At 61.8% G+C, this 26630-nt stretch carries 42 protein-coding genes; 4 read left to right on the top strand and 38 right to left on the bottom strand.

Annotated features, from left to right (window positions below):
• Positions 1–226: 226 nt before the first annotated feature.
• Genes B5M41_RS12785 through B5M41_RS12730 form a run of 12 tightly spaced genes read right to left on the bottom strand, consistent with a single transcriptional unit; the run spans position 227 to position 9388 of the window.
• Positions 227–1234 carry a hypothetical protein gene (locus B5M41_RS12785; protein ID WP_134652638.1) on the bottom strand — a complete coding sequence of 336 codons (1008 nt, stop codon included), beginning with the start codon at positions 1232–1234 and terminating at the stop codon, positions 227–229.
• A 2-nt stretch (positions 1235–1236) separates the two neighbouring features.
• The gene (locus B5M41_RS12780; RefSeq protein WP_134652636.1) at positions 1237–1425 is read right to left on the bottom strand and encodes a hypothetical protein; all 189 of its coding nucleotides are present in this window, start codon (positions 1423–1425) and stop codon (positions 1237–1239) included.
• Positions 1422–2204 carry a hypothetical protein gene (locus B5M41_RS12775; protein ID WP_134652634.1) on the bottom strand — a complete coding sequence of 261 codons (783 nt, stop codon included), beginning with the start codon at positions 2202–2204 and terminating at the stop codon, positions 1422–1424. The genes B5M41_RS12780 and B5M41_RS12775 overlap by 4 nt, the downstream gene beginning before the upstream one ends.
• Positions 2205–2207: 3 nt before the next feature.
• A complete protein-coding gene (locus B5M41_RS12770) occupies positions 2208–3140 on the bottom strand; it encodes a hypothetical protein (RefSeq protein ID WP_134652632.1) in 933 nt (310 codons plus the stop codon).
• A 15-nt stretch (positions 3141–3155) separates the two neighbouring features.
• Positions 3156–3956 carry a DUF2612 domain-containing protein gene (locus tag B5M41_RS12765; RefSeq protein ID WP_134652630.1) on the bottom strand — a complete coding sequence of 267 codons (801 nt, stop codon included), beginning with the start codon at positions 3954–3956 and terminating at the stop codon, positions 3156–3158.
• Complete coding sequence (locus B5M41_RS12760; RefSeq protein ID WP_134652628.1) at positions 3956–4846, bottom strand: hypothetical protein; 891 nt, start codon at positions 4844–4846, stop codon at positions 3956–3958. The genes B5M41_RS12765 and B5M41_RS12760 overlap by 1 nt, the downstream gene beginning before the upstream one ends.
• Entirely contained in the window at positions 4843–5208 is a 366-nt protein-coding gene (locus tag B5M41_RS12755; RefSeq protein WP_134652626.1) for a hypothetical protein, read from the bottom strand. Before B5M41_RS12755 ends, B5M41_RS12760 begins: the two co-directional genes overlap by 4 nt.
• Positions 5205–5864 carry a Gp138 family membrane-puncturing spike protein gene (locus B5M41_RS12750; protein WP_134652624.1) on the bottom strand — a complete coding sequence of 220 codons (660 nt, stop codon included), beginning with the start codon at positions 5862–5864 and terminating at the stop codon, positions 5205–5207. Before B5M41_RS12750 ends, B5M41_RS12755 begins: the two co-directional genes overlap by 4 nt.
• Positions 5864–6832, bottom strand: coding sequence for a baseplate hub protein (locus B5M41_RS12745; RefSeq protein WP_134652622.1), 969 nt, complete (start codon positions 6830–6832; stop codon positions 5864–5866). Before B5M41_RS12745 ends, B5M41_RS12750 begins: the two co-directional genes overlap by 1 nt.
• Entirely contained in the window at positions 6832–7146 is a 315-nt protein-coding gene (locus B5M41_RS12740) for a phage baseplate plug family protein (protein ID WP_134652620.1), read from the bottom strand. Before B5M41_RS12740 ends, B5M41_RS12745 begins: the two co-directional genes overlap by 1 nt.
• Entirely contained in the window at positions 7146–7718 is a 573-nt protein-coding gene (locus B5M41_RS12735; protein ID WP_134652618.1) for a phage baseplate protein, read from the bottom strand. Before B5M41_RS12735 ends, B5M41_RS12740 begins: the two co-directional genes overlap by 1 nt.
• Positions 7718–9388 (bottom strand): tape measure protein, encoded by a 1671-nt coding sequence (locus tag B5M41_RS12730; protein ID WP_134652616.1) that lies wholly within the window; start codon positions 9386–9388, stop codon positions 7718–7720. The genes B5M41_RS12735 and B5M41_RS12730 overlap by 1 nt, the downstream gene beginning before the upstream one ends.
• Before the next feature lie 54 nt (positions 9389–9442).
• On the opposite strand from B5M41_RS12730, the gene B5M41_RS12725 reads away from it, so the two are divergent.
• Complete coding sequence (locus tag B5M41_RS12725) at positions 9443–9766, top strand: hypothetical protein (protein ID WP_134652614.1); 324 nt, start codon at positions 9443–9445, stop codon at positions 9764–9766.
• Positions 9751–10227 (top strand): thermonuclease family protein, encoded by a 477-nt coding sequence (locus B5M41_RS12720; protein WP_134652612.1) that lies wholly within the window; start codon positions 9751–9753, stop codon positions 10225–10227. Before B5M41_RS12725 ends, B5M41_RS12720 begins: the two co-directional genes overlap by 16 nt.
• A gap of 178 nt (positions 10228–10405) precedes the next feature.
• Here B5M41_RS12720 and B5M41_RS12715 read toward each other — a convergent pair whose 3' ends face one another.
• The 12 genes from B5M41_RS12715 to B5M41_RS12660 are packed head-to-tail and all read right to left on the bottom strand — an operon-like array spanning position 10406 to position 17503.
• Positions 10406–10843, bottom strand: a complete 438-nt coding sequence (locus B5M41_RS12715; protein WP_134652610.1) for a phage tail assembly chaperone — start codon at positions 10841–10843, stop codon at positions 10406–10408.
• Entirely contained in the window at positions 10836–11270 is a 435-nt protein-coding gene (locus tag B5M41_RS12710; protein ID WP_134652608.1) for a phage structural protein, read from the bottom strand. Before B5M41_RS12710 ends, B5M41_RS12715 begins: the two co-directional genes overlap by 8 nt.
• Before the next feature lie 13 nt (positions 11271–11283).
• Positions 11284–12426 (bottom strand): DUF3383 family protein, encoded by a 1143-nt coding sequence (locus tag B5M41_RS12705; RefSeq protein WP_134652606.1) that lies wholly within the window; start codon positions 12424–12426, stop codon positions 11284–11286.
• 32 nt (positions 12427–12458) lie between these two features.
• The gene (locus tag B5M41_RS12700) at positions 12459–12968 is read right to left on the bottom strand and encodes a phage neck terminator protein (protein ID WP_134652604.1); all 510 of its coding nucleotides are present in this window, start codon (positions 12966–12968) and stop codon (positions 12459–12461) included.
• Positions 12965–13291 carry a phage head completion protein gene (locus tag B5M41_RS12695; protein WP_134652602.1) on the bottom strand — a complete coding sequence of 109 codons (327 nt, stop codon included), beginning with the start codon at positions 13289–13291 and terminating at the stop codon, positions 12965–12967. Before B5M41_RS12695 ends, B5M41_RS12700 begins: the two co-directional genes overlap by 4 nt.
• Positions 13288–13767 carry a hypothetical protein gene (locus tag B5M41_RS12690; RefSeq protein ID WP_134652600.1) on the bottom strand — a complete coding sequence of 160 codons (480 nt, stop codon included), beginning with the start codon at positions 13765–13767 and terminating at the stop codon, positions 13288–13290. Before B5M41_RS12690 ends, B5M41_RS12695 begins: the two co-directional genes overlap by 4 nt.
• Complete coding sequence (locus B5M41_RS12685; RefSeq protein ID WP_134652598.1) at positions 13764–13970, bottom strand: hypothetical protein; 207 nt, start codon at positions 13968–13970, stop codon at positions 13764–13766. Before B5M41_RS12685 ends, B5M41_RS12690 begins: the two co-directional genes overlap by 4 nt.
• 10 nt (positions 13971–13980) lie before the next feature.
• Positions 13981–14370, bottom strand: coding sequence for a DUF4054 domain-containing protein (locus B5M41_RS12680; RefSeq protein WP_134652596.1), 390 nt, complete (start codon positions 14368–14370; stop codon positions 13981–13983).
• 49 nt (positions 14371–14419) lie between these two features.
• Positions 14420–14932, bottom strand: a complete 513-nt coding sequence (locus B5M41_RS12675; protein ID WP_134652594.1) for a hypothetical protein — start codon at positions 14930–14932, stop codon at positions 14420–14422.
• 10 nt (positions 14933–14942) lie between these two features.
• A complete protein-coding gene (locus B5M41_RS12670) occupies positions 14943–15881 on the bottom strand; it encodes a DUF2184 domain-containing protein (RefSeq protein WP_134652592.1) in 939 nt (312 codons plus the stop codon).
• Positions 15882–15893: 12 nt separating this feature from the next.
• Positions 15894–16358, bottom strand: coding sequence for a structural cement protein Gp24 (locus tag B5M41_RS12665; RefSeq protein WP_134652590.1), 465 nt, complete (start codon positions 16356–16358; stop codon positions 15894–15896).
• A complete protein-coding gene (locus B5M41_RS12660) occupies positions 16358–17503 on the bottom strand; it encodes a DUF2213 domain-containing protein (protein ID WP_160871309.1) in 1146 nt (381 codons plus the stop codon). The genes B5M41_RS12665 and B5M41_RS12660 overlap by 1 nt, the downstream gene beginning before the upstream one ends.
• A gap of 35 nt (positions 17504–17538) precedes the next feature.
• Between B5M41_RS12660 and B5M41_RS12655 the strand changes: the two genes are divergently transcribed.
• Complete coding sequence (locus B5M41_RS12655) at positions 17539–17730, top strand: hypothetical protein (protein ID WP_134653274.1); 192 nt, start codon at positions 17539–17541, stop codon at positions 17728–17730.
• Here the strand turns inward: B5M41_RS12655 and B5M41_RS12650 are convergent.
• The 5 genes from B5M41_RS12650 to B5M41_RS12630 form a co-directional block, all read right to left on the bottom strand.
• Entirely contained in the window at positions 17727–18416 is a 690-nt protein-coding gene (locus B5M41_RS12650; RefSeq protein WP_160871308.1) for a phage head morphogenesis protein, read from the bottom strand. The genes B5M41_RS12655 and B5M41_RS12650 overlap by 4 nt on opposite strands.
• 125 nt (positions 18417–18541) lie before the next feature.
• Positions 18542–20398 (bottom strand): anti-CBASS protein Acb1 family protein, encoded by a 1857-nt coding sequence (locus B5M41_RS12645; RefSeq protein WP_134653270.1) that lies wholly within the window; start codon positions 20396–20398, stop codon positions 18542–18544.
• Positions 20391–20549, bottom strand: coding sequence for a hypothetical protein (locus tag B5M41_RS12640; protein WP_160871306.1), 159 nt, complete (start codon positions 20547–20549; stop codon positions 20391–20393). Before B5M41_RS12640 ends, B5M41_RS12645 begins: the two co-directional genes overlap by 8 nt.
• Complete coding sequence (gene terL, locus B5M41_RS12635) at positions 20546–22087, bottom strand: phage terminase large subunit (protein ID WP_230640075.1); 1542 nt, start codon at positions 22085–22087, stop codon at positions 20546–20548. Before terL ends, B5M41_RS12640 begins: the two co-directional genes overlap by 4 nt.
• Complete coding sequence (locus B5M41_RS12630) at positions 21987–22436, bottom strand: terminase small subunit (protein WP_230640074.1); 450 nt, start codon at positions 22434–22436, stop codon at positions 21987–21989. Before B5M41_RS12630 ends, terL begins: the two co-directional genes overlap by 101 nt.
• Before the next feature lie 54 nt (positions 22437–22490).
• Here B5M41_RS12630 and B5M41_RS12625 point away from each other — a divergent pair, with 54 nt between their 5' ends.
• Positions 22491–22748, top strand: a complete 258-nt coding sequence (locus tag B5M41_RS12625; RefSeq protein ID WP_134653247.1) for a hypothetical protein — start codon at positions 22491–22493, stop codon at positions 22746–22748.
• A 235-nt stretch (positions 22749–22983) separates the two neighbouring features.
• Here the strand turns inward: B5M41_RS12625 and B5M41_RS12620 are convergent, their stop codons facing one another.
• The 9 genes from B5M41_RS12620 to B5M41_RS12580 all read right to left on the bottom strand — a co-directional run.
• Positions 22984–23238, bottom strand: coding sequence for a hypothetical protein (locus B5M41_RS12620; protein ID WP_134653249.1), 255 nt, complete (start codon positions 23236–23238; stop codon positions 22984–22986).
• Between the two features lie 29 nt (positions 23239–23267).
• Positions 23268–23441 carry a hypothetical protein gene (locus tag B5M41_RS12615; protein WP_167719547.1) on the bottom strand — a complete coding sequence of 58 codons (174 nt, stop codon included), beginning with the start codon at positions 23439–23441 and terminating at the stop codon, positions 23268–23270.
• A gap of 563 nt (positions 23442–24004) precedes the next feature.
• Positions 24005–24640 carry a hypothetical protein gene (locus B5M41_RS12610; RefSeq protein ID WP_134653251.1) on the bottom strand — a complete coding sequence of 212 codons (636 nt, stop codon included), beginning with the start codon at positions 24638–24640 and terminating at the stop codon, positions 24005–24007.
• Complete coding sequence (locus B5M41_RS12605) at positions 24637–25083, bottom strand: hypothetical protein (protein WP_134653253.1); 447 nt, start codon at positions 25081–25083, stop codon at positions 24637–24639. Before B5M41_RS12605 ends, B5M41_RS12610 begins: the two co-directional genes overlap by 4 nt.
• A complete protein-coding gene (locus B5M41_RS12600) occupies positions 25080–25283 on the bottom strand; it encodes a helix-turn-helix transcriptional regulator (RefSeq protein ID WP_134653255.1) in 204 nt (67 codons plus the stop codon). The genes B5M41_RS12605 and B5M41_RS12600 overlap by 4 nt, the downstream gene beginning before the upstream one ends.
• On the bottom strand, positions 25280–25735 hold the full coding sequence (locus B5M41_RS12595; RefSeq protein ID WP_134653257.1) for a helix-turn-helix domain-containing protein: 456 nt from the start codon (positions 25733–25735) through the stop codon (positions 25280–25282). The genes B5M41_RS12600 and B5M41_RS12595 overlap by 4 nt, the downstream gene beginning before the upstream one ends.
• Positions 25732–26067, bottom strand: a complete 336-nt coding sequence (locus B5M41_RS12590; protein WP_209020922.1) for a helix-turn-helix domain-containing protein — start codon at positions 26065–26067, stop codon at positions 25732–25734. The genes B5M41_RS12595 and B5M41_RS12590 overlap by 4 nt, the downstream gene beginning before the upstream one ends.
• Positions 26064–26348: a hypothetical protein gene (locus B5M41_RS12585; protein WP_209020923.1), complete on the bottom strand. Its 285-nt coding sequence runs from the start codon at positions 26346–26348 to the stop codon at positions 26064–26066. The genes B5M41_RS12590 and B5M41_RS12585 overlap by 4 nt, the downstream gene beginning before the upstream one ends.
• A gap of 58 nt (positions 26349–26406) precedes the next feature.
• A partial coding sequence (locus B5M41_RS12580) for a hypothetical protein (protein WP_230640073.1) occupies positions 26407–26630 on the bottom strand: 224 nt, incomplete at its 5' end.

The following is a 26630-nucleotide window of genomic DNA, read 5'->3' as shown; positions in this document are numbered from 1 at the left end:
GAACGAAGGTTGACGGCTGTATGCTTGAGCCATTGCAATTTGGTTCTACAGATGCGCACCATTTTTTCCAGACTTCGCCATTTTTATCATCGCGTTCTAGGTCACACTGAATGGCACGAGACCACAACGCGCCAGCATTTTATCTGGAGGCGGTGGACCCAGGCCGGCTGGGAGTATCGGCAGATGGACGAAGATGAGGAATCCGATTCTGTCGCCAATTGGTCGATCAGGTAAGGCTTCCGAATACCGCGTCCGCCCATAGGCCGCCAAGAATGCCATATCCGCCATCTGTCGGGTGAACATCATCCTCAAGCGGGAGATCGAGCGGGTTCACTGCCCCGACATTGAGATTGATGTCGGGCGCAGCGATGGCATCATACTGCGCCAAGCGAACGATCGGCATACCGCGACGCTCGCCACTGGCGCGTGTGCCGAGAATTTGCAGATAGGCGGGTATGGAATACCGATCAGCGCTCTTGATAGTTCCTCGGATGATCTTGAGGACCGCAGTAGCGGCCCTTGCATACCGCTCCCGGAATGCGGCGTCCTGATCCTCCGTCGCGCCAGCGTAAAGCCCGCTATCCTGTTCGCCTTGGATCCAGAAAACGTGCGTCGGCTTCTCTGAGGAAGCCATACCGTTCAGATCAGAGCATACGGAAGAGTTGAGCGGACCGGATGCGTTACCGTCGTAATCCCACCAGTAGCGCGTCGAATCGGGCCTATATTCCTTAAGCGCCGCGCTACCGCCAGTGCACTTGTGCACGAAGGAGATTGCAGGCCGAACCGTGCCGGCGAGCGTGTGCAGCTCGTCCAGACGATCAACGAAGGACTGAACGGCTGGCGAATGTTCCCACTCCTGCCCGAGAGACTGGCCGACGATGAGGATGCGGACGGGCGCGGTGTTAAACGACGAAGAACGACCTTGCAGCCCCGATACGCCTCCGACGCTGACAACATCGTACGTCTCGCGGCCGGTGCGCTTGAAGGTGATCGACTGGCCGTGCTTGAGCGTGATGCCCCGCGTGCCCGTATCGGAAAACTTGCCGAACGGACCGGCATCCATCACGACGATACGGCCGGCCGGCGCGGAAGACGGATAGCGAACGGTATAGTTCAGGTTCTTCCGCATGCAATTGACATCGAGCCATACGTTACCGCTGCTGGTCGGGACGAGGTCTACCGTGCTTCCCGCCTGGTCGTACCGCAGAATGTGCTTACCGGGGCCGAAGCTCATGGTCAGGCCTCCGGCTCGATCTCGGGTGCAGCCTCCGGCTCGGGCGGATCGATGATGGCAAAACCGCCATCGATCGTCACCACCTTGCCGTCCAGCATGCCGGCGACGGCTGCTTGGTACTGCGCTTCCGTAATCTTGATCGTCTCCGAAGGGCTGGTCATGACACCGCCCTCAAATGCCCAGTATCTCATTTGATCCTCCTGAAAATTCGCACGCCGATGTTCTTCATTCGGGTTTCAGTGTCTGTCCGAGCCACCAAGGACAGGTCGAAGTTCACTGCATTTGTGCTCGCGGTTCCATTGTTTGGACGGTTAGCTACACCATTGGCCCCTGTGGTGAACGGACCTGTGCCGGTTAGAGCCTCCTGTCCGCCCGAAATGGTGCCCGTCACGTTCTGGATTGCGTCGTTCTGAAGGGTGCCTGCCGAGCCGGCCCGAAGCATGCGCCGCTCGGTGTTGATGAGCCGGATCGTTTGGCCGTTCATGGGCGATCCCGCGAGGCTGACCAAAGCCGTCGCCAAGACCAGCGGGGCGGAACCCGATACACTCTCGCTGCCAAGGCAGCCTTCGTTGTACTGGCCCGATCCAGTCAAGCCAGACGTCAGCTCCACGAACCGATAGAGGCTGCTGTTCGTGGGGGGAATATCCACGCCCGCCACGTTGTCATCTGCGACGTAGAATTCGCCGATGCCCTTTGAGAGCCATTTCAGGTCGGCCAAGGTGGTCGAGGCGAATTTTGCAGACGTGAGAAAGCCATCCGCCATTTTCGCGCGTCCTGCCGCGTTGGCCGATAGAACCCCGTCGACGAGCTTGGCGATCGTTACCGCAGCCGCAGGAATGTCGTTGCTGGTGAGAAGTGAAAGGATCTGAGCAATGGTCAGCTTGACCGTCAGGCCTTCCCTCATCGCAGGCACGACATGGTCGCGCCCTGGCAGAGCCGTAGGGCTCAGATCTTCGATCGTGATTCCCATCGGTTATGCCCTCGCGGCGAACTGCATCACAAGTGCATTCGAGTAATCGTACATTACGGTCTGCGAGAGACGGTAGCGATTGACGTCAAATGCAGTGGGTGCCGGGGTTCCGGTGGTCTTAGCCCCGATAGAAAAATCAGGAACGAACGTGTTGATGTTGTTCGCGCCGATGGTGGCGAGCGAGAAGTTGAAATCCTTCGGAGTGCGTGCCCAGTTGATCGCCTGATCAAAGTCAAAGCGCGCGCCATTTTGCCCGACGTCACGGCCGTTCGTGCCCGTGATGAGCGCTTGCATAGCCATGCGGTCCTTGTTGACGAGGTTCGTGATCGTCGGGACGTTGCTGGAGTTGGTCACGACCCTGGCGACGAGCATGTCATCGAAGGAACTGTCGAACGCGGCGTTCGCCTCGGCTAGCGTCGACGGGTTGTAGGCTCCAGACGACAGATCCTTCAGCGAGAACCCATCCGTCTTGTTCCAGCGGAGATGGTACGTCTTGCTCGCGTCTGTGGCCAAGTCCGTCTGTACGGTTGCGTACGGCGAGATGCCGCGGTGCAGGAAGTTGACGCCGGCGGGCACGCGCACCTGGCCCGTGGCCGGCGTGATGACCCCGAAGTGACCGTTTGCGTTCTGCACCTCCGGGAAGATAGGAAGCCGCGACGATGCCTGAAGCAGGGTCAGGTAGGTCGAAGGGTCGCCGCCGCCTGTCGATGCGTCGATCTGGGCCTGAATGGCCTTCCTCAACTGTTCCATATCGCCGTTGTCCGGCGTCAGGCCATTGAAGGTGATGACGTGGCCGATTTCGGACTGGAGAGACCAGAGCAGCCAGTTCCACAGGGGCAGGCTGAACGGTCCGCAGCCGATGCCGCTCTGGATTTCGTCAGCAGTAGGCACGCGCCGCTCGCCATCCCAGGCGAACGGGGGGTCAAAATCAGCCATTTTCGGGGTTCCTTATCAGCAGGAATAGGGTTTGAGATCGATCTCGCACATCATGTCGGCGCCCCGCGTAAGCGCGCCGGTCCAAAGTTCTTCGCCACTCTCGGTGACGAGAATGTCGCCCGCCTCGGTCGCCAGAGGCAGGCCGTCGGCTTCCCAATCCTCGCAGGGGCCGCCCCAGCCTTCGCCGAAGCCGGCGACCAGGAACGTGCCGAAGTGCCAGCGGGATACGATGCCTGGCGCGAGCGGCAGCGCGCGAGGCACGATTTGCAGAATGGCCGTCTCGGCCTCGCTGAGTTCACGGAATGGAGCGAGGACCACACGTCCGTTGCCGGCATCGAGAACCGCCGCCTGCTCCCCATAGAGAACTTGTAAAGAGGCGGTCAGGTCTTCGAGGCTGTAACGCGACTGCATCTGGAACGATCGAGAGATGAGCAGCTTCCGGTACATCTCGTCATCGTCGATACAGATCTCCGAAATGCCGTCCTCACCGCAACCCTCCCACGAGCCAACCTCGCAAGGGCCTATGATCGGTCGGTCGGTCGGCACGCCTTCGCAGGCAAATCCGTAGACCGGCTGGATGTCGCACACGCAGTGGCAGCGAGGGAAACCCATGCGCTTGCCGATCAGTGTCAGTTGATCACCAACGGCCGACTGGAGGTCGAAATGGCTCGGTAGATCGCAGATCGCCGTATGGATCTCCGCCACCTTCCGCATGTAGGTGCGGATCATGTGGAGGAGCTTCGGGCTTTCGCGATACTGCGTGAGGACCTTGTTGATTCCGTCCTCGACCATCGCATCAGGATCGACGCACGCCATCAGGGAGCCACCACGACCGCCACATCATCAGCGGCAAGGGAAGCGCGCTCGATGAACGCAATATCGACATCCTGATTGTCGCCCTGCGAAATGCCATCCCTCTGCCCGTTGATGGCGACCACCTCGACGTTGGAAAACAGGCTCTCGATGATAGACCGGACACGATAGTAGGACACATCCTCCCCATTCAGGAGGAAGATCGAAGAGAGAAATGCCGCCTTGATCGCCGAAGCGGCCGGCGGCGGGCAGCCCAGGGCATCGCGGCGCGTGCGGACGGTGATCGTCAGCTGCACGGGAACATCGATCGGGCGGAGGATGCGGAAGGACCGGCAGTAGCCGTCGATCACGCTCTCGACAATCTCAGTTCCGAAGATGGTCACGCCGGGCACGATGTACTGTCGTATGGCCCGGGCAATATCCTCCCCTTCGCCGCCCGTCACGGCAACGCAGATGGAGCCGGCAGGCATGCCGTTCTCGTCGACCTCGCCCGTGTCATTCACCCACACATGGGAGTACGTCACACCGTCAAGGGCCGCGATTGCTCGCGTGATATCCTGCAGGTCGATGCGGGCTTGGCCGGCATTCGTGATCGCGCGGCGATATTCCTCGTCGTTGGCTGTCCCTCGCCCGATCAGACGAATGCTGCCGAGGGTATCCAGCCGCGTTCCCTCTGCCTGATCCGGGTCATAGGACTGGTAGATGTCTTCTGCTTGCTCCCAGAGCTTCGTGATGATCTCGGCCATCAGGCCGTTGACCTGACCGAGCGGTGACTGAGGGGTCTGGATCACGCCCGGACCGAACTCGGTCACCAAGGCAGCCTCAATTTCGGCAAGCGTCACAGTGAGCGGCTTGCGCGAGAAACCGGTCGGCAAAACGCCATAGTCGGTCATAGGGCCACCTCTTCATCGAACATGGTCAGGACATTGATGCCGCGGATGATCAGGCCCCGCGTCGGCCGGTCGAAGGCGACGGAGAACGATGTGATCTCCTCGATGCCGTCGGTATCGAGCAGTTCAGCCTTCACGACGCTTTCGGCGAGCGCGGGGTCATATCCCTTGCCGAGAATCTGATCGAGCCACGGGACGCCGCAGGTCGTGTCAAGGAACCACTCGCCGGAATAGGTCTGGAGGCGTTGGCGCCCGTGTTGGCCGACCGCTTCCGCATCTGTCACGACTGCAAGGCTGCCGTCGACGCGAAGGAACAGGTCGTTTGTTGCCTCGTCGATCGCGAGGCCGATGCGAACTGCTGTCATAGGACCATCGCCCGAAGCTTGGCGGCGAGCGCCGCGAATTGACCTTGATGAGTGAGCGGCCAGATGCCTGCCGATGAGCCGCCCGACACCGTCGTCGTCTCATTGCCGAGCAGTTCAACCACCTGCGCCAGGATGTCGAAGAGGTTCCCCTCGGCCCCGTTGAGCTGGAACTTGCCGTCGGGCGAGCCCTTCATTCCGAACGTGCCCGACGTGTTGAACCTCAGGTGGAAGTTGTCAGCGTCCGCGTTCTCAAGCGGGGCCGAGAGACTGTCGCCGCCCGCGAGCGAGGCCCGCATTGTGGATAGGTGATAGGATCTGGCGTCATATGCGCCGCCGTCTCCGCCTTCTTCATAGTCATCCATCGCCCGCATCTGGGGCGCGAGCATCACCCGCGTGCCAGCGGCGACCGGGAACGTCATGCCCATGCCGTTGGTGCGCGGCTGGTCAACCGGCACCTCGTAAAGATCTGGCATGTCGACCTTCTGGCCGTTGTGCAGCGGCTTGTAGAGCGGACGAACGGTCGCGGTGCCCTTGGAAGCGTCGAACGACAGAACCTCGCCAGGGATCGGCCCCCACATGCTGTCCCGTTCGGCCTGCGCCTGCTGCCCCGTGATGTCGCGCGAGAGGTTCGTCGTCTTTCCGAGCAGGCCAACCATCAGCGCTTGATCCCCTCGTCTACCTTGCCGCCCTTGATGGCTTCGCCGGTAATGTCGACCTTGAACTCACCGGTGTAATTGTCGCCGGAGTAGGTGCATTCCGAGACCCTATACATCCCATCGGCCGCGTTCATTTCGAGCGTCTGGCTCTTGATCTGCACCCGCCTGTTCGGGCGGATTTCCGGGTTCAGGAGGGCCGAGACGCGCACGCCGTTGTCGGTGATAGCCGGTGTGCCGATCATGCCCGTCTCCGGCGTAATGAGCGCCACCGTGCCGACAAAGCCGTCACTTGGGACCAGTTCAAGGGTTTCGTTCTGGCTCGACCAGTAGAAGCCGTTGCCCCGGCCGATCGTGTCGAGTTCGCGCACGCAGGAGCCGCAGACGGCATATGGCCGCTTGAACGTCTTGCCCTCCAGTGCCTCGGGATACTTGAACTCGCCGCGGCTGAGGCCCTTGGCCTCCATCTGCTTCGCGATATCGTCAATCACGTCCTTGACGGGCGTGCCGGACGGGTAGCTCTTGCTGATCGTCGCCCTGCGGAAAGCGGCATCACCATCCCCGCAGGCGATCGTGGTGATGATGTTCGTCCCCTCGCGCTTGTGCTCGACGTCGCGAACCGCGCCCTTGAAGATGATGCCTACATTGCCGGAATACTCCGTCGCCACTCTGCCGAAATCCGATACGTACACGCCGTTTTCGTTTCGTCGGTAGTTGAGAACTCCAGGGCCCGCCATACCCGCAGGCGGCATATAGCCAGCCTCGAGCGTGATGGCGTCGAACTCCTTGCCCATCCCGTTACGCGTGGTCTCGGCGAGGTTGTAGAGCTTGATCTCCGCTGAGTTTGGCGAGGACGATATGCCCTTGCTGATGGAGAACTCGATCTTGATCTCATGGACTGAGACCAGGCCGGGATTGATGACCAGGCCGCCGTTGAACGAGGCCCTCACCTTTCTCAGGTACTGAAGCATCAGGCCGCCGCCAGTTCGGCATCAGAGGCATGGAAGAGCTTCACCGTTCCTGCGGGCAGCGCCTGCCGATCCGCGACCGCGCCCGGCGTGACGGCCGCGGCGAAGATTACTCCAAGGCCGAGATTGAACGGCGCCAGCAGATCGACGCCCGTCACGATGCGCCGGCCTTGCAGAACAGGCAGATCGTCAATGGCCAGATCGAAGCTCCAGCGCTCAGACGTCGGGTTATACCGCAGCCGGATCGTCACCCGGCGGTTGTTGATGATCGTGCCAAACTGTTGGTCGGCCGCATCGATGACGCGAAAGACTTCCATCAGTTGCCCGCCAAGCTCGAAAGGTAGGATTGATCGGCCGGCATGGCAGACACCACGCCCGCATCGCCGCGTTGGATGGTCTGTGACGCCCGATCGGGTGTAGCGCCGCCCTTGGCCCGCTCAGACGTGGCCGGCGCTGACCTGGTGCTCTTCTTGCCGCCGGGGTTACCGCGCTCGCTGTTGTCGCCCTCCGGGTCGGCCGCATAAGCCGTCCCGACAATGATCACCTCTTGCAGCTCCACCCTGCCCCGGAAGACGGACGAGAAACCGGCATCCCGCTCGGGATAGATTCCCTTCACGAGCATGTTGCTGAACACCTTCAGCCCTGTGACGAGCGTGAATGGCACACGCGATTCCTGAAAAGCCACCAGAGCGGCGAAGGTGGCGGCCGCATTCCCGCTTGCGACCTCCAGCCCGACCTTCTTCGGCATCACGACGGCATGGTCGGTTATCTTGGCTCCGGTCTCGATGGCGATCTCGGTGATGTCCAGTTCGGAACTGGGCTTCTCGGAAATCACGCAGTCGAGCGGGACCGGGCCGATGCTCGTAGAAAAGGCGATGATGGAGGACATCAGAAAGCATCGTCCTTCTCGAACCGAGACGCCCGCGCTGCGCCGGCGGTGGCGTTGCCGATCGCATTCCCGACAGCGTTGCCGGTAGCAGCAGACGCGTTTGCCACGCCGTTCACTACGACGTTCACGCCGCCGACGTTGACGCGCTGATCTCGGTTGTCAGCCATCGTATTGGTGACCGCCGCAGCGGATGCGCCGCCCTCCATCTTGGCGCGGTTCTCTTCAAGGTTCTGCAGCATGAACTTGTAGTCGAGCGCATCCTTGGTGAAGCCTGCGGTCGGGTTCTCGTCGGGCCTATCCACCCGGCGATTTCCGTCCATGTAGATGAACTTGCCTTCCTTATCGTAGCCGTGGCCTCCTTCGACATAGCCCGGCTTCGAGCGCGGGTTGTCGACGGCCTTCACCTGAGCGCCCTTGGCGTCCAGGCTGGCCAGATAGTCGAACCCGCTCTTGGCGAGGTAGAATGCAGCCGAGAACGCCCCGAGGGCAGCCGCCAGAGGCCAGACAGCGCCGGTGAACGTTCCCAAGATTGCGGCGGCACCAGAAAGCCCGAGCGCCGCAGTCCCAATAGCGGTGATTGCAGAGGCGACCGCATCGGGGTCAGCACCCAGGAAGTTGGCGAGCGAGTCCACGAAGTCGCCGATGACGGAATCACCGCCGCGGAGGTAGGTGAGGAAATCGTCGACGGCCAAGGCGAGCGCGCTGAACAGTGACACGACAGGGAAAAGGCGTATGCCGATCGCCAGAAGCGCCCACTTGAGCGATTCCCAGACGCCCTTATGCTCCTCGATCAGCTCGGCGATCGTGCCCCAATGCGCAGCAAGCCTCCAGCCGAACCGGGCGATGGCATCGGTGATCCATACGAAAGCCGCAGACCAAGACTTGGCCCACCGGTCGAGCGTTCCATCAAGGTCCAACTGGTTCAGGAAGTTGATGGCGCGGCCGAGCTGCCCTTTGACGGCATCGAAGAACCCCGCCTCCCCGATCCGGCGCTGAAAATCCGTCCATGTGTCGGACAGGTTCGAGATCATCCCGTTCCAGGTCTTCGACTGGCGAACCATGGCGCCGGAGAAGCGCTGGCCGAAGCGCTCCTGAATGAACTTTGTGATCTCCTCGCCGGTCTTCTTTGTCGTCTTGGTGAGGGTCTTGCCGTTCTCGGTCCACGAGAACGTCACTTGGTCGCCCGCCTGGCTGGCGCGGATACCGAACTCCTTCAAGCGCTCGAACTCGCCGGTGGACGCATCCGCGATCATCTCGACGGCATCGATCAGGCGCTTGCCCATTGCCGATGAAGCGTTGCCAAGATCCTCCATGAGCCCGTTCGTCGGGTCCATGCCGTAGGCCCGGAGCTTGACGAAGGCGGAGGTCAGTTCCTCCACCTCATACGGCGTCTTTTTCGCGAAGTCGCTGATCCAGTCGAGCGATGCACGAGCCTTTTCGGCGCTACCTTCCACGGTTTCGAGCGTGGCCTGGAAGCTCTCGAACTTGGCCGTGGTGGAGATGACCGACTTGCCAAGCGCAGCCGCTGCCGCTGCAGCAACCGTTCCGGCCGCAACCGCGAAGGTGGCGAGCCGCCGGGCAGCATCATCGATCGACTGCGTAAACGAGCGCAGCTTGTCTTGCCCCTTGACCTCATAGCCAAGGATAGCGACCAGTTCGTCAACGATCATTGATTGCAGACCTCAGTAGCCATATTGATGGGCACAACCCATGGGAGGATTTCGATGAAGAGTTTCGGACTTGCTATCTTCGCGCTTCTGGTTGCGGCGGCTTCAGTCGCGGCGGATAACTGGCGGGAGAAGGCCATCGCACTGGTCCAGGAAGAGCCGAAGGTCATCGAGGCGATGTTCCCTCAGCCAATTTCGCTATGGGTCTCGGTGCGCGATGACGGCTCAAATCGAGACGGATATGCAGATTACGTATGCTTGCTTTTGAGCGAGGCCGGCATGCCCGAAGGGGAACACATAACGATCAGAATCCTGGATGCCGCAGCGCTATCAAACGACCAAATGACCGAACTTGGCAGGAGCCAATGCTCAAAGGGTTAGTCATCACTCTCGCCCTCGCCGGCCCCGCATTTGCAGCAGAAGACATAACCGGCCGCGCCTCTGTCATCGATGGTGACACGATCGATATCCAAGGCGTCCGCATCCGGTTCGACGGTATTGATGCGCCCGAGAGCAGGCAGAGATGCCTCAACAGCGCCGGAGAAGCCTACCGCTGCGGCAAGACCTCAGCCGAAGCGCTAGACGCGTTCCTCGCCCAATCTCGGCCGGTTTCCTGCAAGAGGACCGGGCGAGACCGCAACCGGATCGTGGCAATCTGCACCCGTGCAGACGGAACCGACGTGAACCGATGGCTGGTCCGCAACGGTCACGCCATCGACTGGCCGAAATACAGCAAGGGACGGTATGCCGCTGAGCAGCGTGAGGCAGAAGCAGCGAGGGCCGGGATATGGGCCGGGATCTTCGAGTGGCCTTGTGTCGTGCGCGGCGCGCGCTGCGACTAATCCTTGCTCTTTTCCTGCATCGCCCCCTTCAGATCGAGCGCTTCATGAGCGTCCATGACGTCTTGAAGCGTGACCCATTGCCTTAGATCGGCCTGAGTATAGATCGGCGGGTCTGCAAGGATCGGCCGCCACAGCCACATGTTGAGGTTCGGGGCTATGCGCCCGACCTCGGCATTGGTCAGGCCCTTCCCGCCACCCCGCGGCTGCCACTGCCCGGCGCGGCGGAGAAAAAATCCCCGAACACCTCTTTCAGAACGAAGGCCACGACCGGGATGATGGCGCCGAAGTCTTCGGACAGGTCCCCGTCGAGGTCCATTGTCTCGTAGTGCCCCGACGGACGCTTGAGCTTGGCAAGCCCGACTATATCGCCGACCAGATGAGCGAATTCGTGGGGCTCCAGCCCCTCGAAGACGCCGGTGAGCACCCCGATGAACTTGACGCCGACCGCCTGCTTGGCTTCCTCGCTCTGGGCCGACCGAATCGCGCCGATAAGGTCGGGCAGCTGGTCGGCCACGCCGCCGGCCGCACGCATCAGCCGGGCTTGCAGGCGCAGCGCCTCAGATGCAAGGGGCCGGTCAACCCGGATTTCCATGTTCCGGATCTTACGCTCAGCCATTCGGAATCTCCGCATTGAACTCGCCGGTCACGAGGACCCATTCGCGAACCGTGGCATTCGCGCCCTTCGTGTCAGTCGGCGCGGTCTGGATGAAACACTTGTCTGCCGTCCCGCCCTCGCCGCTCGACGTGTCGTAGGCGGTGACCGGGAATGCCGTTGCCGGCGAAGCAAGAGCCTGCTGGCGCTTGAGCTTCTGCTGGAGCAGCCGGTGCGTCGGGCTGGTGTGCTGCAGCCGGAGCGTGATCGTCGCGCCGCGGTTGGCTGAGACGGAGAACAGGGCCGAGCCGTCGGCGCCGATGAGCATGGTGCCCTTGTCGGCGATCGGCGCGATGCTGATTGCATCGTCACCGTCCCAGAGGCCCTGGATGATCTGGCCATCGACCGTGTTGGCGGTATTGATGAATCCATATGCGGAAGTAAGTGCCATGGGTCAGGCCTCCTTAGAATGCCATCTGGTAGCGGACGACGGCATAGTGGACCGCGCCGGCATAGCGGAAGCGGCATTCGATGTTCGGCGCGATACGGGCCTTGCGCTGGCTTTCCGGCACGTCGAAGACGCTCGGAACGGTGATCTGCACCGCGGCCTCGTAATCGCCCGTCTCCGGGTTGAGGTCGTTGGCGACGATGCCGGCGCGAATGGCTTGCTGCATGACCGTGCGGACCGCGCCGGCCAAGACCTGCATGCCGCTGTCGTCGAAGCGGACGCGCGGGTTATTGAGGAAGATGCCCAGCATCTCCTCCTCTGTCCGGGCAATAATCCAGTCCGTCGCGTGGATCTCGTCGAGGAAGACGTTTGCCGTGAGGGTCGAGCCTTCGACGACAAAGTTGCGGCTGCCGATGTCGATATAGGTGTTGGCCATATGGCCGGCGGCTTCCGACTGGCCGACGCCGGGCGTGAAGCCCGTAACGGCGGTGAGCGCAGCGGAGCCGATGTTCACGGCGGGGATGCCCGGCAGATACTTGAACTTGGCGGTGTAGGCCGTGTTCGCTTCATCGAAGCTGCGGGTCTGCATGTACGCAGCGAGCGAAGCAGCGGGATAAACGTCTGCCGTCGTGTGATAGAACACGCCGGCGCGATCAAAGTCACCCTTGTTCGCCGCAGCAATCGACGTGGTAGCAGCCGGGTTCTCGGTGTCGTCATCGTTGCTGTCGATGATCGCGAGCTTCGGCTTTGCCTGGATCCAGGTCAGGAGGGCCGAGAGGGCCGCCACGTCGCGCAGATTGGCCGCGATGGTGAGGAAATACCAGTCGCTGTCGTAGGCATAGAGGAGATCGAGCTGAGCGGTCAGTTCCGGGCCCGTCATCGTGCCATCGTCGGCGACATGGCCGATCTTGAGCAAGCGCGGGCGCGGGTTCTGCGAGAACGCCGAGAGCGCGGCCTTGTAGGCGCTGGTGGTCGGCGCCCAGTCGGTGGCGACCTCTTCCATCGAGCCGTAGGCCTTGGTGCGGGCCGTCGTGTCGACCTTGCCGGCCACCGTCTCGGTGGTGATGATGAGTTGCGTCCCGAAGCCACGGCGGCTGGGGAAAGCGTCATTGCGCGAGACAGAGACGTCCACCACGCGCGAATAGGGGATCACCGCCATGGCGATTTCCTTTCTGGTTGAGTTTTCAGGGGTTACTCAGCCCGAGCGATGTCGAAGCTGTAGTCGTCGATGACGTCGACCTCGCCGACGCTGTCACGGATGATGCCGCGAACGATGATGTCCATCTGAGCGCGGGGCTGCCATGCGTTGTTGATCCAGTCCGGCACGTCCCGTATGGCTGAAACCTCATGGACATGCAGGCCGGGCATAAGCGGCTCCATGACCTGAGATACCTTCATGGCCGATACGATGGGCCGGAGCCGATCGGTCGGGCTCGGGCCGTAGGCGTGAACCGAGAACCGCCATTCCATTTCGATGACAGGAGCCGCCGTGACGATCTTCTCGCCGGCCGAGTTCTCCGCATCGGTCTCGGTGTATTCGGTCTGCTGGTGCCAACGCCGGACCTCTGCCGTGCCGGTGTCGTTGACCATGACGTAAGACAAAGCCGGCGTCGGGCCGGACTGATGGGCCTTGATCGTGGTTGCGCCCGTCTTGGCCTTGACCCAGCGAACAAGGGCGCTGTGGACCTCATCATCGGTCATGCCAGTTTCCCCAGCGCGGCGCGGTAGAACGCACCGTCATCCCTCGGCCAGACGAACAACACCCGGTAGCGCACGCCCTTGTGGGTGATCACGTCGTCGAGAAGGATGTCCGATCGGCTCCAGCACATCCAGCCGGCCTCGGCGCGGATGCCCTCCGGCATGTCCATCAACTGATTGCCCTTCACCGGCTGAATGGCGGCGCGGATCGTGGCGCTCGCAGCCGCACCCGGCACCCACTCCCCATCCTCATTGTAGGCGCCACCGCTTCGGCTCCGGGTGACGTTGACGGCCTCCCCGTCGATGGCAATGGCAACGTCGATCATGATCCGTCCCACACCTTCCAAGTCACCGCGCCGCGCATCTCGCCGGAATCGATCAGCGGGTTGCTTGAGCCTTTGATTTCAATGGTCGTCGGGCTGTTAGGCGGCGACTGGAGCGACGTGATGCTCTCTTGCACATCGCCCTGCGCCATGATCCCGAGCTTCGCCAGCACGACCGAGATAGAAGTCTTGCCGGTGAGCAGCTTCGCCGCCGACGCTCGCATGCCGTGCCGGTACTTGCCCTTGTTGTCCCGCATGGCGTTGCGGAGGAATGGCCGCTCTGGAACCGGACCGCCCCAGCCCCCGCCGGAAGCGCCTCCGCGCGTGCCGAACTCGTTCCAGACGGCCTTCTGGATATTGTCGCTGTCGGCCTCACCGGATGGAAAGCCGACCTTTACCTTCTTGGGGCCGCGCAAGCTCAGCTGGATCTTCGACAGATCGACATGCCGGCGGCGCACCACATCGACTGTAAAGCTCACGCCTCGCTGGCCTCGGAAGGCTCGGAGGGCGTTTCAGGGACCTTGCGCGTGCGGCCGTCAATCGACAGGTCCTGCGATGCCCTGACCAGCTTCTCGCCGGCCTCGGTCAGTTCGACGTCGCGGCTCTTGCCGGGATGGATGAACACCACGCCGCTGGTGGTGTGGACGCCCTGGCGCTCTTTGCCCTTGTTCGTCACTTTCATGGCTTTCTCCTCAGACAACGGCCACGGCCGGGAAGTTCCGGCGCATGATGGCCAAGTATTCCTGCCCGTATGCCGTGAGCATGTAGCCGCTTGCGGCGCTTCCGTCCGACGAACCGCCGGGAGTGGCGAACTCCGTCTCGACGTCGCCAACCTTGCGGCGCTTGACGATGCCCGTCCCTGCCGATCCTTGGCCGGAAGCGGTGCGGGCTGGCTCTCCTTCCATCGTCAGCCAGTGAGCGACGAGAAGCATCTGAGCGCGGGCGCGGTCCTTCTCGACCCACGTCTCGCCCACCTCTGCCACGGCATCGTCGATCATCAACTGGATCAGGGCATCGCTCACCGGCGCGAATTCCGGGTAGCGGGTCTTGAAGGTTGTTGGAGTCGGGGTGGTATAGGCCATCTTCCATCCTCTGGAAGGAATACCCGGCGGAAAACCGCCGGGCTATTCGTTACTTCTTGGATGCCTCTACGTATGCGGCCTTGTCTTCATCGCTCATTGCGTTGAAAGCATCGGCATCCGCCTTGGAAAGGCCCGACAACAGCATGGTTTCACCCTGCGTGACGTTGAACTTGCCGCCGCCGTGATGTTCAGCCTTGAGCGCTGCCGGTTGGCCGGAGGCGCCTCGATCAGCGATCAGCTTTTCCAGATCCGCGACCTTGGCCTTTTCTGCCTGAAGCTCCGACTGAAGAGCAGAGTAGCTTGCGTCGAAACGCTTGCGCATCTCCGCCATCTCTTCGGTATCGCCGTTCTCATCACGCTCGCCGAGCGCCGACTTCTTCTTGCCCTTGCCGTCGATGATGAGAGACCCGTCCTTGACGAGCGCCGCAACGACGGGGTGCTCTTTCGATTCATCCCAGATCTCGGGCTCCACCGCGATGGAGCCGTGGCCGGGGACAACCTGACCCGTGGGGAGGCCGATGCCTCCCGCGAGGGCATTTTCGATAGTGACCTGTTTGGACATGGCTGCCTCCTCAGATGCCATCGAGGTAGCGCATCGCGCCCGGACGGCGCACTTCCACGCCACCGGTGCGGAAGATGCCCGGAACCTCGAACTTCAGGAGCCGCTGCTCTGCCTGAAGCCAGCGCAGCGGCATGGGGACGTGCATTTTCACGACATCAGGCGTGCGGCGATAGGCGACCATGCGCTGGGTGCTGCCGGCGCCAGCGGTCTCAAGACCGAACACGGCACGAATGGTCAGCGGCCGACCGGTACGGGCCGTGTAGACGTTGGCCCGCAGGATGTAATCCAGCAGGTTGGTCTCGGACGTCGGATCGAGACGTTTGCCGATCAGATAGTTGTACCGATCCTGGCTGATCAGGATGGTATCTGCCGTCTCGATGCCGTTCGATTCGGTGAAGATGAGCCCGAGCACGCGGTTGAAGTCGGCGACCACTTCGTCCGGGGTTTTGGTCGGCCAGGTTGCCGTACCGCCTGCACCGTTCGCGGCGGTGAGAGCGGTGACGCTGGTCGTGTTGATGAGGCCGGACATGCCGAGCTTCGACCGGCCGATGAACGCGAGGTTGTCGATGAACTGCTCGTACTTGCGACGGGCCGCATCAGCGCGCTCATCGGTCAGGCGGATGCCGTATGCCTGGGCATGGGCAAGCTCCTGGAGATTGTAGCGGTAGCCAATGCCGACCATGAAGACGCGGCTCGAACCCTTGTCGAGCTTGAAGTCGACAAAGTTGATGTCGTCGCCATCGGGCGCGAATTCACGGGCTTCGCCAATGTCATCGCCCATCGAGAAGAAATCGATGGCGGTCGTCCAGTCCGGCGCGGAGTTGTCGACCGGGACAAGTTCCCGGTACTGAAAGTCCGGGTACTGGCGGGCATAGATGCCGGGCTCGATATAGTTCTGCGCGGTGCGCAGGAAGTTCAGCGCCAGAGCGGGCGCATCAGTCGTGAACATGGTGATGTCCCCTTACTTGGTGACGCCGAGGCGAAGCTTGGCGATCTGGTTGGTGGTAGAGGTGACCGTCGCCCATTCCGCGTTCTCGATCAGCTGGTTTGCGCTGGAGTTCGAGACATTGGTGAAGGTGCCGGTCGGTGTCATGTAGACGGGATCGCCCTGCGCAACGGCGACGAGCGCCGTGACCCAGATCGAACCGTTTTTCATCACGCTGATCTGGTCGTAGGCCTTGAAGACCTCGCCCTGTTCAAACGGGATCGTGCGATCCGCCACGGCGATGCCAGCGAACTTGCCAATGGCCGCCGGAAGAGCGACCGTATCCTCGACCGTGCCGAAGAGAACGCCGCGCCCGAACGGGATATCGGCGGAAGCGGCGGCCACGATCATCGAAATGATGTGATGTGGCTCCGTCGTGGCGATCATGCCGGGATAACCCTTCGGCGTATCGCGAGAGTAAGAGACGGGAGGGATTGCCATTATGCGGTCTCCTTCTGGTTACCCTGCCAGGCGTTGCGATCACGCTGAAGCATGGCTTCGTAGGCCTTGTTGCTGTCGGTGAGATTGGCCGGCGCGCTGAGGCCATCGGCGACGACGCGGGCGAACGGATCGGGGTTCTTCTTGGCGTCTTCGGCCAGGATGTCGAAGCGCGCATCGATGTAGGCCTCGGGCTTGCCGGCGAGAGCCGCATCGCCGAGCTTGGCGACGACCACGGCCTTGCGGATATCGGCGTCGGTCAGACCTTCGGTCTTCACGTCCTTGGCGATGGACTTGGCAACGGAGATGAGGTCCGCGCGGGCCTGCACCTTGGCGTCGAGAGCCTTCTCGTCGAGAACATTGGCCTTGAGGGCGTCGATTTCGGCGTCCTTTTTGGCCAATTCGGCGTCCTTGGCGGCGATAGCCGTCTGGTGCGCCTTCTCGGCGTCGATGAACTTCGTGTTGGCATCGGCAAGTCGCGACTGCAGCGTGCCGATCACCGTGGCTCCCTGGTCGGTTACTTCGACCGGGATGCCATCGACGGTAACCGTCTTCAGGGTCATGATCTTTTCCTTTTCGGGTTGCTGATCATTGGTCACAGGGGCGGCGCCCCACGAAATCGCACCGTCACCGATGCGAGCTTGAGAACCAGCCCGCGCCCGATCGACGATCGCGAGATGGTTGATCTTGATGTTCGATTGCTGGGCGTCGAAGGCCGAGCCATCCGGAGCCACCCCGTCACCCCAGACGAGTTCACAGGTGTAACCGGCCGAAAGCTCGCGCTTGCCGGTCTCGACGGCCTCGATCGCTGCGGCGTCCTTCAGGATCAGCGGCAGGTGGACCCACTCGCCATCCTTTTTGGCTGCCGTGCTGACCTCGCCGACGGCGAGCTTCTTCCAGTTGTCGGCGGTCACAGCCTCCGCCGGGTGATCCATGGTGACCGGGGCGTGCGTGAAGCTCTGGAGGCTGGCATCGGCAAAGACCTGATCAGCGGGGCGGTAGACGCGCACCACGGGCAGTTCCGGCTTGCCGACCTCGGCCCCCGCATAAAGCTGGATGCCCGTGCGGACCGAGCGCGCCTCGGCGACAAGATATCCATCGGCCGTCCGACGCGTGCCGGACACCGCTACAGCGTCGGTGAATTGCATGGACATTGATCCTTTGATGCGATTACATCGCCGGCATGACCGACGAACAGTTCCGAGCCCTGCGCACGTTAATCCTTGACCAGAACGTCAAGATCGAAGCGCTGGCGCTCGAAATTCGGAAGCTCAAGCGGTCGATCGAGACGACGGAAGTCATCCAGATCGGCCCCGATGACATCGGCGATCGAGTTGACATGCCCGATGACGTCAAGAGGCTGCTGGGCCTCTAGAACTCGACGATACCCCGCGCGATGCATCGGCAGTTTATGGGCTGGCCTGGCGGAAGCCCCTGCTCCGCGCCGGTGGCCTCGCCCCATTTGTAGACCTTGCCGTCCATCCTGCGATGACGCTCGCGAACCCGCTCGTCCCGGCTGGTCATCCACGAGTAGGACGTCACGCCTGCCTGCTCCTGCCGGATGCGGTTCATATCGCTGTTCAGCTTGGCCGTCTGGTCCCGGGCGATGAGCTTCGCCCGCCGATCGGAGATGCCGAAGCCCTCGGCCAGCGCCTTCCGCAGCGTGGTCACCGAGTTCCCGGCGATACTGTTGTCATAGACCGCCTGCTGGATCCGCTTGATTGTGTCGTCGGCCAGGCCGGTGATGAGCGCCGTGTTGCGACCGGCGGCGGCTTCCAGATACGCGGCGAGGTCTTCCATCTGCACCACAGACCGAAGATCGATGCCCAGCGTTCTCTTGGCGGTGGCCATGAACGCTTCCGTGTGCCGGACCGCCTCCAGACGCATGACCCGGTTCACCGTGTCCGATGCGATCCTCTGTAAGGCGGCGGTGAGTGCAGCCAGACGATTGAACCACGACGGGTCCGCATCCCTCGTCATCGCCAGGCGCTTTTGCGCAAGTTCCGACTGATAGAGCGGAATGACGCTTTCCCGCGTCTCCCGCGCCATCTCGGTCAGCATGGAGCGTAGGGCGGCGTAATACTCACGTTCGGTTGACAGCCTTGGCTCTATAGCAGGCAGCTCAGCCTTGGTGCCCTTTGCTCGGCCGGCAGACCGGCCAAGCTTGGCGAGTGAATAGCGGAGCATCATTCCTCGCGAATGCCGGCTTGCCAGTCTTCCTTGACCTCCTGGAAGATTTCCGGCCCCAGCTCGATCTTGCCGCGGAACGGCTCGATGCTGTCGATGTCCGGCGCATCCGGGTCATAGCTGATGGTGATGTGCGGCTGGTACTCTTCGTGATCCCACGACGCACCGTTCCGCTTCATATCCTCATGGCGCCACGACAGCGCGCTTGAGGCGAACGCCAGCACCTTCGCCTCGCCGTTCTGGCCGAACGCTTCCATGAGGCGCGGTCCGCCGGCGGGGATGGTCAAGCCGCCCTTGCCGTTGTCCGACCAGTTGTCGCCCATCTTCATCCAGTCGACCGGAGTGCGGCTGAACGTGATGGTGACGTGCAGGTCATCCGCCGGGAGCGTGGTCTTGAAACCCTGCCCCTTCGCCCATGCAATGAGTTCGTCGGCGTTCAGGACGTCACGACGGACATAGAGCGTGCGCGGAGCGGCATCGCCCATCTGCTGGCGCGCCGCCTCGGCTTCGGCTTTCGCTTGAGCCTCTGCTTCCTTTTTCGTCTCGAATTCCTTATCCCAATCCGTGCCGGTCTCTTCCATGGCCTGGTCAAGGCCGGGATAGAACGAGCTTTCGACGAGCTGGTTGGCTACGACGGTTCGCAGCTCTTCCGAGGTGAACAGGCCGGTGCGGCCGAAGATTTCGGAGGTCTCGGCGTACATCTTGCCGATCTCGGCCTGCTCCTTCTCCGTCATCTGCTTGAGCGGGGACCACTCATAGAAGATTTCCGCAGGGCGGCTGCCGAGCGCAGACCGGATCAAACATTCGTCGAGCCGATACAGCGCCGGCGTCATCTCCAAAGACTGGATGGACGACACCCGGTCGTAATAGTTGTTCATGTCCGATTCGCCGGTGGCGCTCATGCCTGCCGGCGACTGGCCAAGGAGACGGGTCACCGGGATATCGGCGGCGCCGGCTGCCATCTGCAAGAAGGTCTGCATGATCTCCGGCAGTTGGGCGAACGTCACCTGCTTCCGCTCGTATTCCTCATCCTTATCGAGGATCAGGGCACGGTTGACGCCCTTGGCGGTTGCAGCGAGCGCGAAACGCTCCAATAGCCGGCTGCTATAGGCCGGATCGGCGAGGCTCGCCATGAAATCCGGTATGCGGAACACGTCAACGTTCGCCTCAAACACGAGCGATGCGATATTGGCCGCCGTGGCGTCGGCGTTCTTCATCGCCGTGTAGACGGCTTCCAGGATGCTGTCGCCCCACCCTTGGTTCGGTCCCTGCGACAGGAGATTGTCGGCATGGGGTGCGCCTACGAAGACGGCAAGGCGCGAGGGATGGATACGAACCATCGAGGCCGTCGACGAGCCCGTGACCTCGTAATAAGCGGGGCGGCCATAGAACTCCGAAAGCACGTCCTGGCTGATCTCACCGGCGGAGACATCGCGACGGCCCAGCACCGTCAGGTACTTGATGCCGCCTTTGCTGATGCGCTCCGGGTCGAGGGGCTGCATCAGGTCCGTGTCGCCAGTGCCGATGTACAGAGCAGCGCCGCCCCACAGGCGGGCCTTGACCTTCACCTCAAGCAGCTTGTGCCAGAACCCGAGACGCTTTTCCTCAGCCTCGATAAGCTCAATCTGATCCTGTTCCGCCTGCCAGTCGCGGCCCTTGCGCACGGCGTCCATGGCGGGGATGTCCACAATCTTCCGGCCAAGCCAGTTGCTCTTGTAGATCGCGGCCAGTTGGTAGTCATCGAGATACTGCAGCACATAGGCGGCCGTGCTTATCTTGTCGCGCAGCGGATCGCCAAGGCCGGCGACGACAGACCGGAGGCTGTCATTCGTCCGAAGCTGTACGACATTACCCATTGCGCTTGTCCCTGAGTTTCGGCGGGTTCTTCACCACGTCCCGAGCAATCCGCGGCAAAGCCTTCACCACGCCCTTCACGCCGCCCTGCTTGCGGGCCTCGGCAATCATCTGCCGGCGCTTTTCACAGGAGCCACAGGCCATGGGCGTCATCCAACGTTTGCGAGAGTGTACGAGGACCCGAGGGCCAGTTCGTTCAAGGCGTCCGCGAAGGCGTCCACCTGGTCGTCGTGAGGCGCGTTCGGGAACGAGCACACCTCGTCGAGAAAGTCCGTATTCCAGAGCCCGCGCAGGAGCTTCACATTCCCCGCCTCGGTCTGGGCAGAGGCAGGCGTTGCTCTCGTCGCCTTATCACCGGTGGGCTGAACCACCTTGACCTTGTAGCCGGCGAGCAGCTTGATCTTGCTTTCGGCATCGGCCTTGCCTGCGGCGCCTGGGTCCTGAGGCATGCGGATCGTGACGGATAGCCCGTCCTGCGATGCATGGTTCTTGAGCTTCGTGTTCACCTCATTCGGCGACCACCGGCCGCGGTCCACATGCTCGACATAAAACGTGCCGTTGACGTAGGTCATGCGCAGACCGACGGTCCAGTCGGGCGATCTGCCGGGCGTCGGCTTGCTGGCCGCGAAGTCCCATGCCCTGCACTTCTTCCCGCCCGCCGGGATGGCGTCGACAATCTCGAAGTCGCCGCGCTGGAACATACCGCCGGACCGGGGCGCCGGCCGCTGCTGATACTGCCCAGAGTAGGCGTATGAGCCTTTGGCACGCTTAAGCCGCTCGATCTCTTCCCGGGGGAACCGCTCGGGAAAGAGCAGTTCGCCCTCTTCCGTCCGCGGGTCCTCAAAGAAGAGCTCGCCGTCGACATAGGTCTTGCATGCCCGGGCCGGCTCGAACTCCATCGGCAGGTTCAGGTGAACGAACCCGATATCCAGTTCCAGCGCCACCGCCGCAACATCCTGCTCGTGCAGGCGCTGCATGATGATGACGATTGCCGACGTCGTGACGTCGTTCAGGCGGTCCGAGATGCCTTCCCGGAAGATACGAACCGCTGCTTGGCGCTCGGTGTCGCTCTCTGCCGTTTCAGTCGAATGCGGGTCGTCGATCTTGACCCGATCGCCACGGCCACCGGTCATGGAACCGAACGGTCGAGCCTCACTGAACCCGCTGCCGGTGTTCTCGAACTTGCTCTTGGCGTTCTGGTCGCCGCGGAGCTTGAGGTCCCACACAGCCTGGAACTTGTCGCTCTCGATGAGGCGCCGAAGCTTCAGGTTATCGCGAAAGACGTTCGGCTGGCTGTACGATGTCGCCAGCACCTGAATGTCTGGTCGACCACACGCCCCCCACTCCCATGCGGTCCAGAAGACCTGCAGGAGAGATTTCATCATGCCGGGAGGCACGGTCATGATGAGGAATTGTATCTTCCCCGCCGTGACGGCCTCAAGATGCTTGCACATCGCCCGGAGTGCCCATCCGAACCGAAGCTCTTTCTTCGGCTCAAGGACGGTCCAGAACTCCTGGATGAACCCTTCCAGCGTCTGGCACCGGGCCCGGATGCGTTCGGCGTCCTGCGATACCCTCTGCCGTTCGGCCTCAGCCGCCCTCCTCGCCCTCTCCGCTCGGATCGCCTTCATCATCATCGCCGGATCCACCGGCAAGCGGACCGAAGAGAGCTTCGAGGCGATCGAGGTCATCTGGGCTCACGTTTGAAAGGTCTACTGTCTGGATCGGCCCGCCATTGGGACCGGAGTGCTCGCGCTTCACCGGGGCATAGCTGCCCTGCATCTTGTTCGCCTCAGCGATGGCAGAGATGGCCACGCGCGCGTCTTTCTCGGCGTGGCTGTCGAAGATCGTCTTGAGAGCCGAAAGCCTGTCAGCGGCCGTCCATTCGGCTTTTTCGGCCACTCTGGACTTAATCTCGTCGACGCGGCGCTGAACGCTGTCATTTGCTGTCAGGCGGGAAGCGTTTCCCCGATCTGGCTTGTAGCCGGCAAGCGCATAGGCCTCATCCGCCGTCTTTCCTTTCGCCAGCGCTTGAGCCATGCTCTCATGCCGTGCATTTTTCAGGACTGGCATGGGCTAACCTAGGAGGAACAAATGAAGGATTGGCAGGTCATCAGATACGATAGCCTTGAGAGACAAAAGATTTGGAGGCTACCGGGCTCACTGACCGAGAGCGAAATTGAAGAATTGCTTCGTAGACTTGTTGCCCACGATCTCATCCAAGACGAAATTGTTGGGGCGTCACGTCCTAAAGGAGACCCTCTCAGATCCTCTCATTTCGATCGAAACGGGGCCGGCGTACCGATCTCCTTTGGTAACAACCCGCATTACACCGCGGCCAGAATCAGCTGATCCGCGCCTACCTCTACCCTCCACCGAGGATACAGAGACAAGCATCGCATCGACTCCAGCAGTTTAGGGGAGCATCCTACAGTTGTTCGAACCAGGGAGGTGCTGCGTCATGGCTCGACAGATTGCTCTAGTCGTCATTATCGGTGTTGCAGCCTACGCCTGCTTTTGGATGGCGTGGCAGTGGTTTTGAGAAGCCGGACCTGAGCCCGGCTCTCGTTTCGGGTATGCGGGAGCGTTAGTCCGGTCGGCCACCGGAAAGACTGAGGCCGTGGGTGGCGTAGCTCTCGCGATAGACCGGCTTGAGATCGGCGATCTTGCGGTAGGTGGCGACAGAGAAATCCGCCACGGCGCGCCAGTCGAACTTGGCCGGGATGAGCATCACGGCGCGGAAAAATGCGTCCGCGAGGCCGTATGCCAGGGTGATGACGGGATGCATCACGAACGAAGCGACAGCTACGATCGTCGCGAATGTCAGGCTGCGGTATGCCATGCTGGTTCCTTTCTGCTGGGGTGGAGGGGTTAGGACCACGGCAACATGAGCGCGGCCTTACGCCCGTAGGCGTCTCGGTATCCGGTCAGCCGCAGCCAGAGCCACGGCAGGATAGAATGATAATACGGGAGCGGGATAGCCGGCTCCCACTTGCCGGTCTGGTTATTCAGCCACATCGTGCCGCCAGCATGAACCGTCGTCATCGCTCTCTCCTGGAAATGCGAAAGCCCGCCACCAGTGAAGGCGACGGGCAATAAACCGGATTTTTCGGCTTTCTCAAGTCATTGGCATTGTTGACGAAAAGTGCCCTATCCCGGGGAAATCCCGTGAATTAAGCAGGACGCCGCATTAACCGGTCTGCGGTGGGTAGCTCTGTATCGGTTGAGCCGTCCTGAGCCTGCCGACAAGCGACAGGTGGGTGATCGCTTAACCAGTGTCCGCCCGGCCCTAAAGACCTATTTTTCAGGCCGTTGAGGGTGATCGCCTAGCGAATTCCGCCCAGGTAAATACACCGGATTTTTCGGTCTTCTCTGTTACGGCTATGCCGTATGGGGTCGGGAGAACGAGCAAGCCCGCGAGACTTCTCGTTAAAGATTGGGCGGATGGTTCGCGGAATTCCGCCCGAATGTGCCTTCGCGTTGCCGGGGCACATACTCCCGATCTCGTTTGCCTTTCGGCGAATTTGGTTGCGGTGGGAGGATTTGAACCTCCGGCCTCTTGGTTATGAGCCAAGCGAGCTACCGGGCTGCTCTACACCGACTTATTGCTATGCCGCCTCGCGCTTCCGCTGATCCCTCTGGCGGCGCATCTCGTTCCGCTTCTCCGCCCATGAGAAATCCCGAAGCTCGGGGACTGCTGTCGGGCTGAAAGCGTCGTCGTCTCGCCAGGTGAGTGTGTGCGACGGTTCGTCTATGTTGACCGAAATATGGTCGATTTCCGGGCCAACACGCAACAGGTCGGAATCGCCATTTTCGTTATTCTGCAATGGCTTCCGAATTAAAGCTAATGCAATATGCGAAATCGCCCGGTCTTTGCGGCGCCTTCCGGTCTCGACGTGGATGCCCTCTTCATCGCACCAGCGCTTGAACGGGCGGCCGCCGGCCTTGCCGATTGCCCAGTGCCAAAGGCAGCGCCGTTCGCTTTCGTCGTCGACGAGAATGACGAGGCTGTTCGCCTTCTCCCAGTCGGACACGTCGCTCGTCTTGAGGCGGGTCGATCGCTCCTCCCAGAAGCTGTCGCGCTCCTCAGCATAGCGCTCTCCGCCCCAGCCGGCTTGATCGGCCGCTGTATGGATGAAAGGCAAGCTTTGCGCCTTGAGCCGCGCCGGTCGCGCCGTGTCGGGCAAGCGCCGATCGGTCTCGGCTGCGCGGATGAAAAGCTCGATGATCTCTTCTCGGGTCATGCTGTCCTCCGTCGCTCGTCGAATAGGTCGCCTTGGGCCGCATTCGGCCCGAACACTCTCACCACCCGCTCATATAGCATGCCGGCGAGCGCATGGCGCTGATGGGTAATCCCGCTGAGGTCTCTAGCGATGAACTGCAGCTGCCCCACAGGCGTCTTGTCGAAGCATTCGAGCCATTCCGTAGGGCGCTCCTCGATAATGCCGTGGCAGGCTTCCACGAGGTCGCTGACAGCCCAGAAGAGGTATTCGTCGAGTTGCCCCTGATTGTTCTCGGTCTCCGCCAGGGTGGAGATCACCATGCGGAAATGTGCCTCGCCCCGGCTGCGCAGTATCCGCTCCATCGTCACCACGGCACGAGTCTGGCGGATATCGGGATAGGCCCGGCCGTCGATGATCTCGATGCCGTATTCAGCGCAGAGGGCGGAGACGCGAGGGTCGATCAAGTGATCCACCCTTTCCGAAAGGCGATGCCCAGCAAGCCATTGGTGTTGTGGGTGCCTGTTATGTCGAAGGCCTTGGCGATATAGCTGTTTGCCGTGTGACGGCTTATGCCGAGGATTTCCGCGGCCTCGCGGGCTGACTTGCCGTCGGCGAGGAGCTTGAGAACGTCGATCTGCCGGGGCTTGAGAGGCGTTTCGCTCATATTTCACCAGCCCGCTTGCGCTGCTCGACCTTATCAATGGCGTACCAGACGCCCGTATGGTCCCGCTTGTTGAAGATGATAGCGATTTCCTGCAACGACGGCGGGGCTTCAAGCAGGTTGCGTAGTTCCCACATGAGCAGATGCCGGATCGGGATGAGGTGCTTCTGCCGCGTCGTGCCGATGATGTCGCCGTAGGAGAAGCCGAGTTCCATGCAGCGTTTGGCGACGTACCGCCGGCAACGGCCGATCGGCAAGGTGTCCTGCCATGCTTCCCATGCCTTGACGTGGTGATCCTGCTGGACTCCGACGAACGGCGGCGGTGGTGGCGGGAGTTCCCGGGATATGTTGCGGGGTCGCGTGATACCCATCAGGCGCTTGCGGCGCTCTATGATCGCGGCGGCGGGGTTCGCGGGGTCGAAGGGCTGTACCTTCATCGGTTGCCAGTTGATCATGCTGCTTCCCTTCCATTCTCGAACCGGCAAAGCCGGTACCCCACGAACCTGCGGCCATCGATGTCCCAGCCAATCGACCGGAGCTTCTTACGGAGCTTCGAGATGTGCGCCATAAGGCTGTTTCGGGTTTCAGGCTCTCCATCGCCGACGTCTTCATAAAGCGCCTGCATCATCTGGTCGCCGCTTACGGAGCTCGGAAACGCAAGAACCATCGCATCGAGCGCAAGCTGTTCTTTTCGCGGCTTTGGGAGCGCGTCCAGAACATCCAGGTCATCGATAGGGATCGTGGTCCTTGGCCTCTTGCAGCACGGGCAAAGGTCAGACTCTCTCATGCCGACACCTTCTCTCTCTCGCTCGCCGCCGGGCGGGCCTTGAAAAAGCTCGCCGCCCTCGCCTTGGCCGTGCCGCAGCGCTCGCCATCCCGAACCAGATGGCCGTTGAAGTAGGCAAGCAGGTGCTTGTTGACCGCGCGCAGGGCCTCCAGTTCGGTATCGAAGACCGTCGGCGTGCCCTTGTCGCCCATCAGAGGCTTGGGCTTCGCGTCTCGGGCGAACCTCAGCATGGCCCACCAGCCAATGCCGCGCTTGACGGCGTATCCAGCGAACTCGTTCATGCTGCTGTATCTCCATAGATGGCAGAAAGGGCTCGTTCGGTCCGGAGGATCGCACGGCCTATGGCTTCGGGGATTTGCGGGACGACGGCATCGCCGAACGCTTCGACAATGAGGCTTGCTGCAGAAGTCCCTTTTGGACCGCCGACTGCAATGCGCGTGCCAGCCACCCAGGCGGAAAGCCCATCATCCAGTTGTAGGTGAGCGGCAAGGTCATCGAGGGACCAGTCAGTCCGCCATTCTGCAACGCGGCCGCAATCTGCCGTGCGTACTGCCATTTGTCGG

It is taken from the genome of Shinella sumterensis (genome assembly GCF_004514425.2).
GTDB classification, from domain to species: domain Bacteria; phylum Pseudomonadota; class Alphaproteobacteria; order Rhizobiales; family Rhizobiaceae; genus Shinella; species Shinella sumterensis.
Note: the sequence above shows the minus strand (reverse complement) of the source record. Positions and strands in the feature narration are given on the sequence as shown.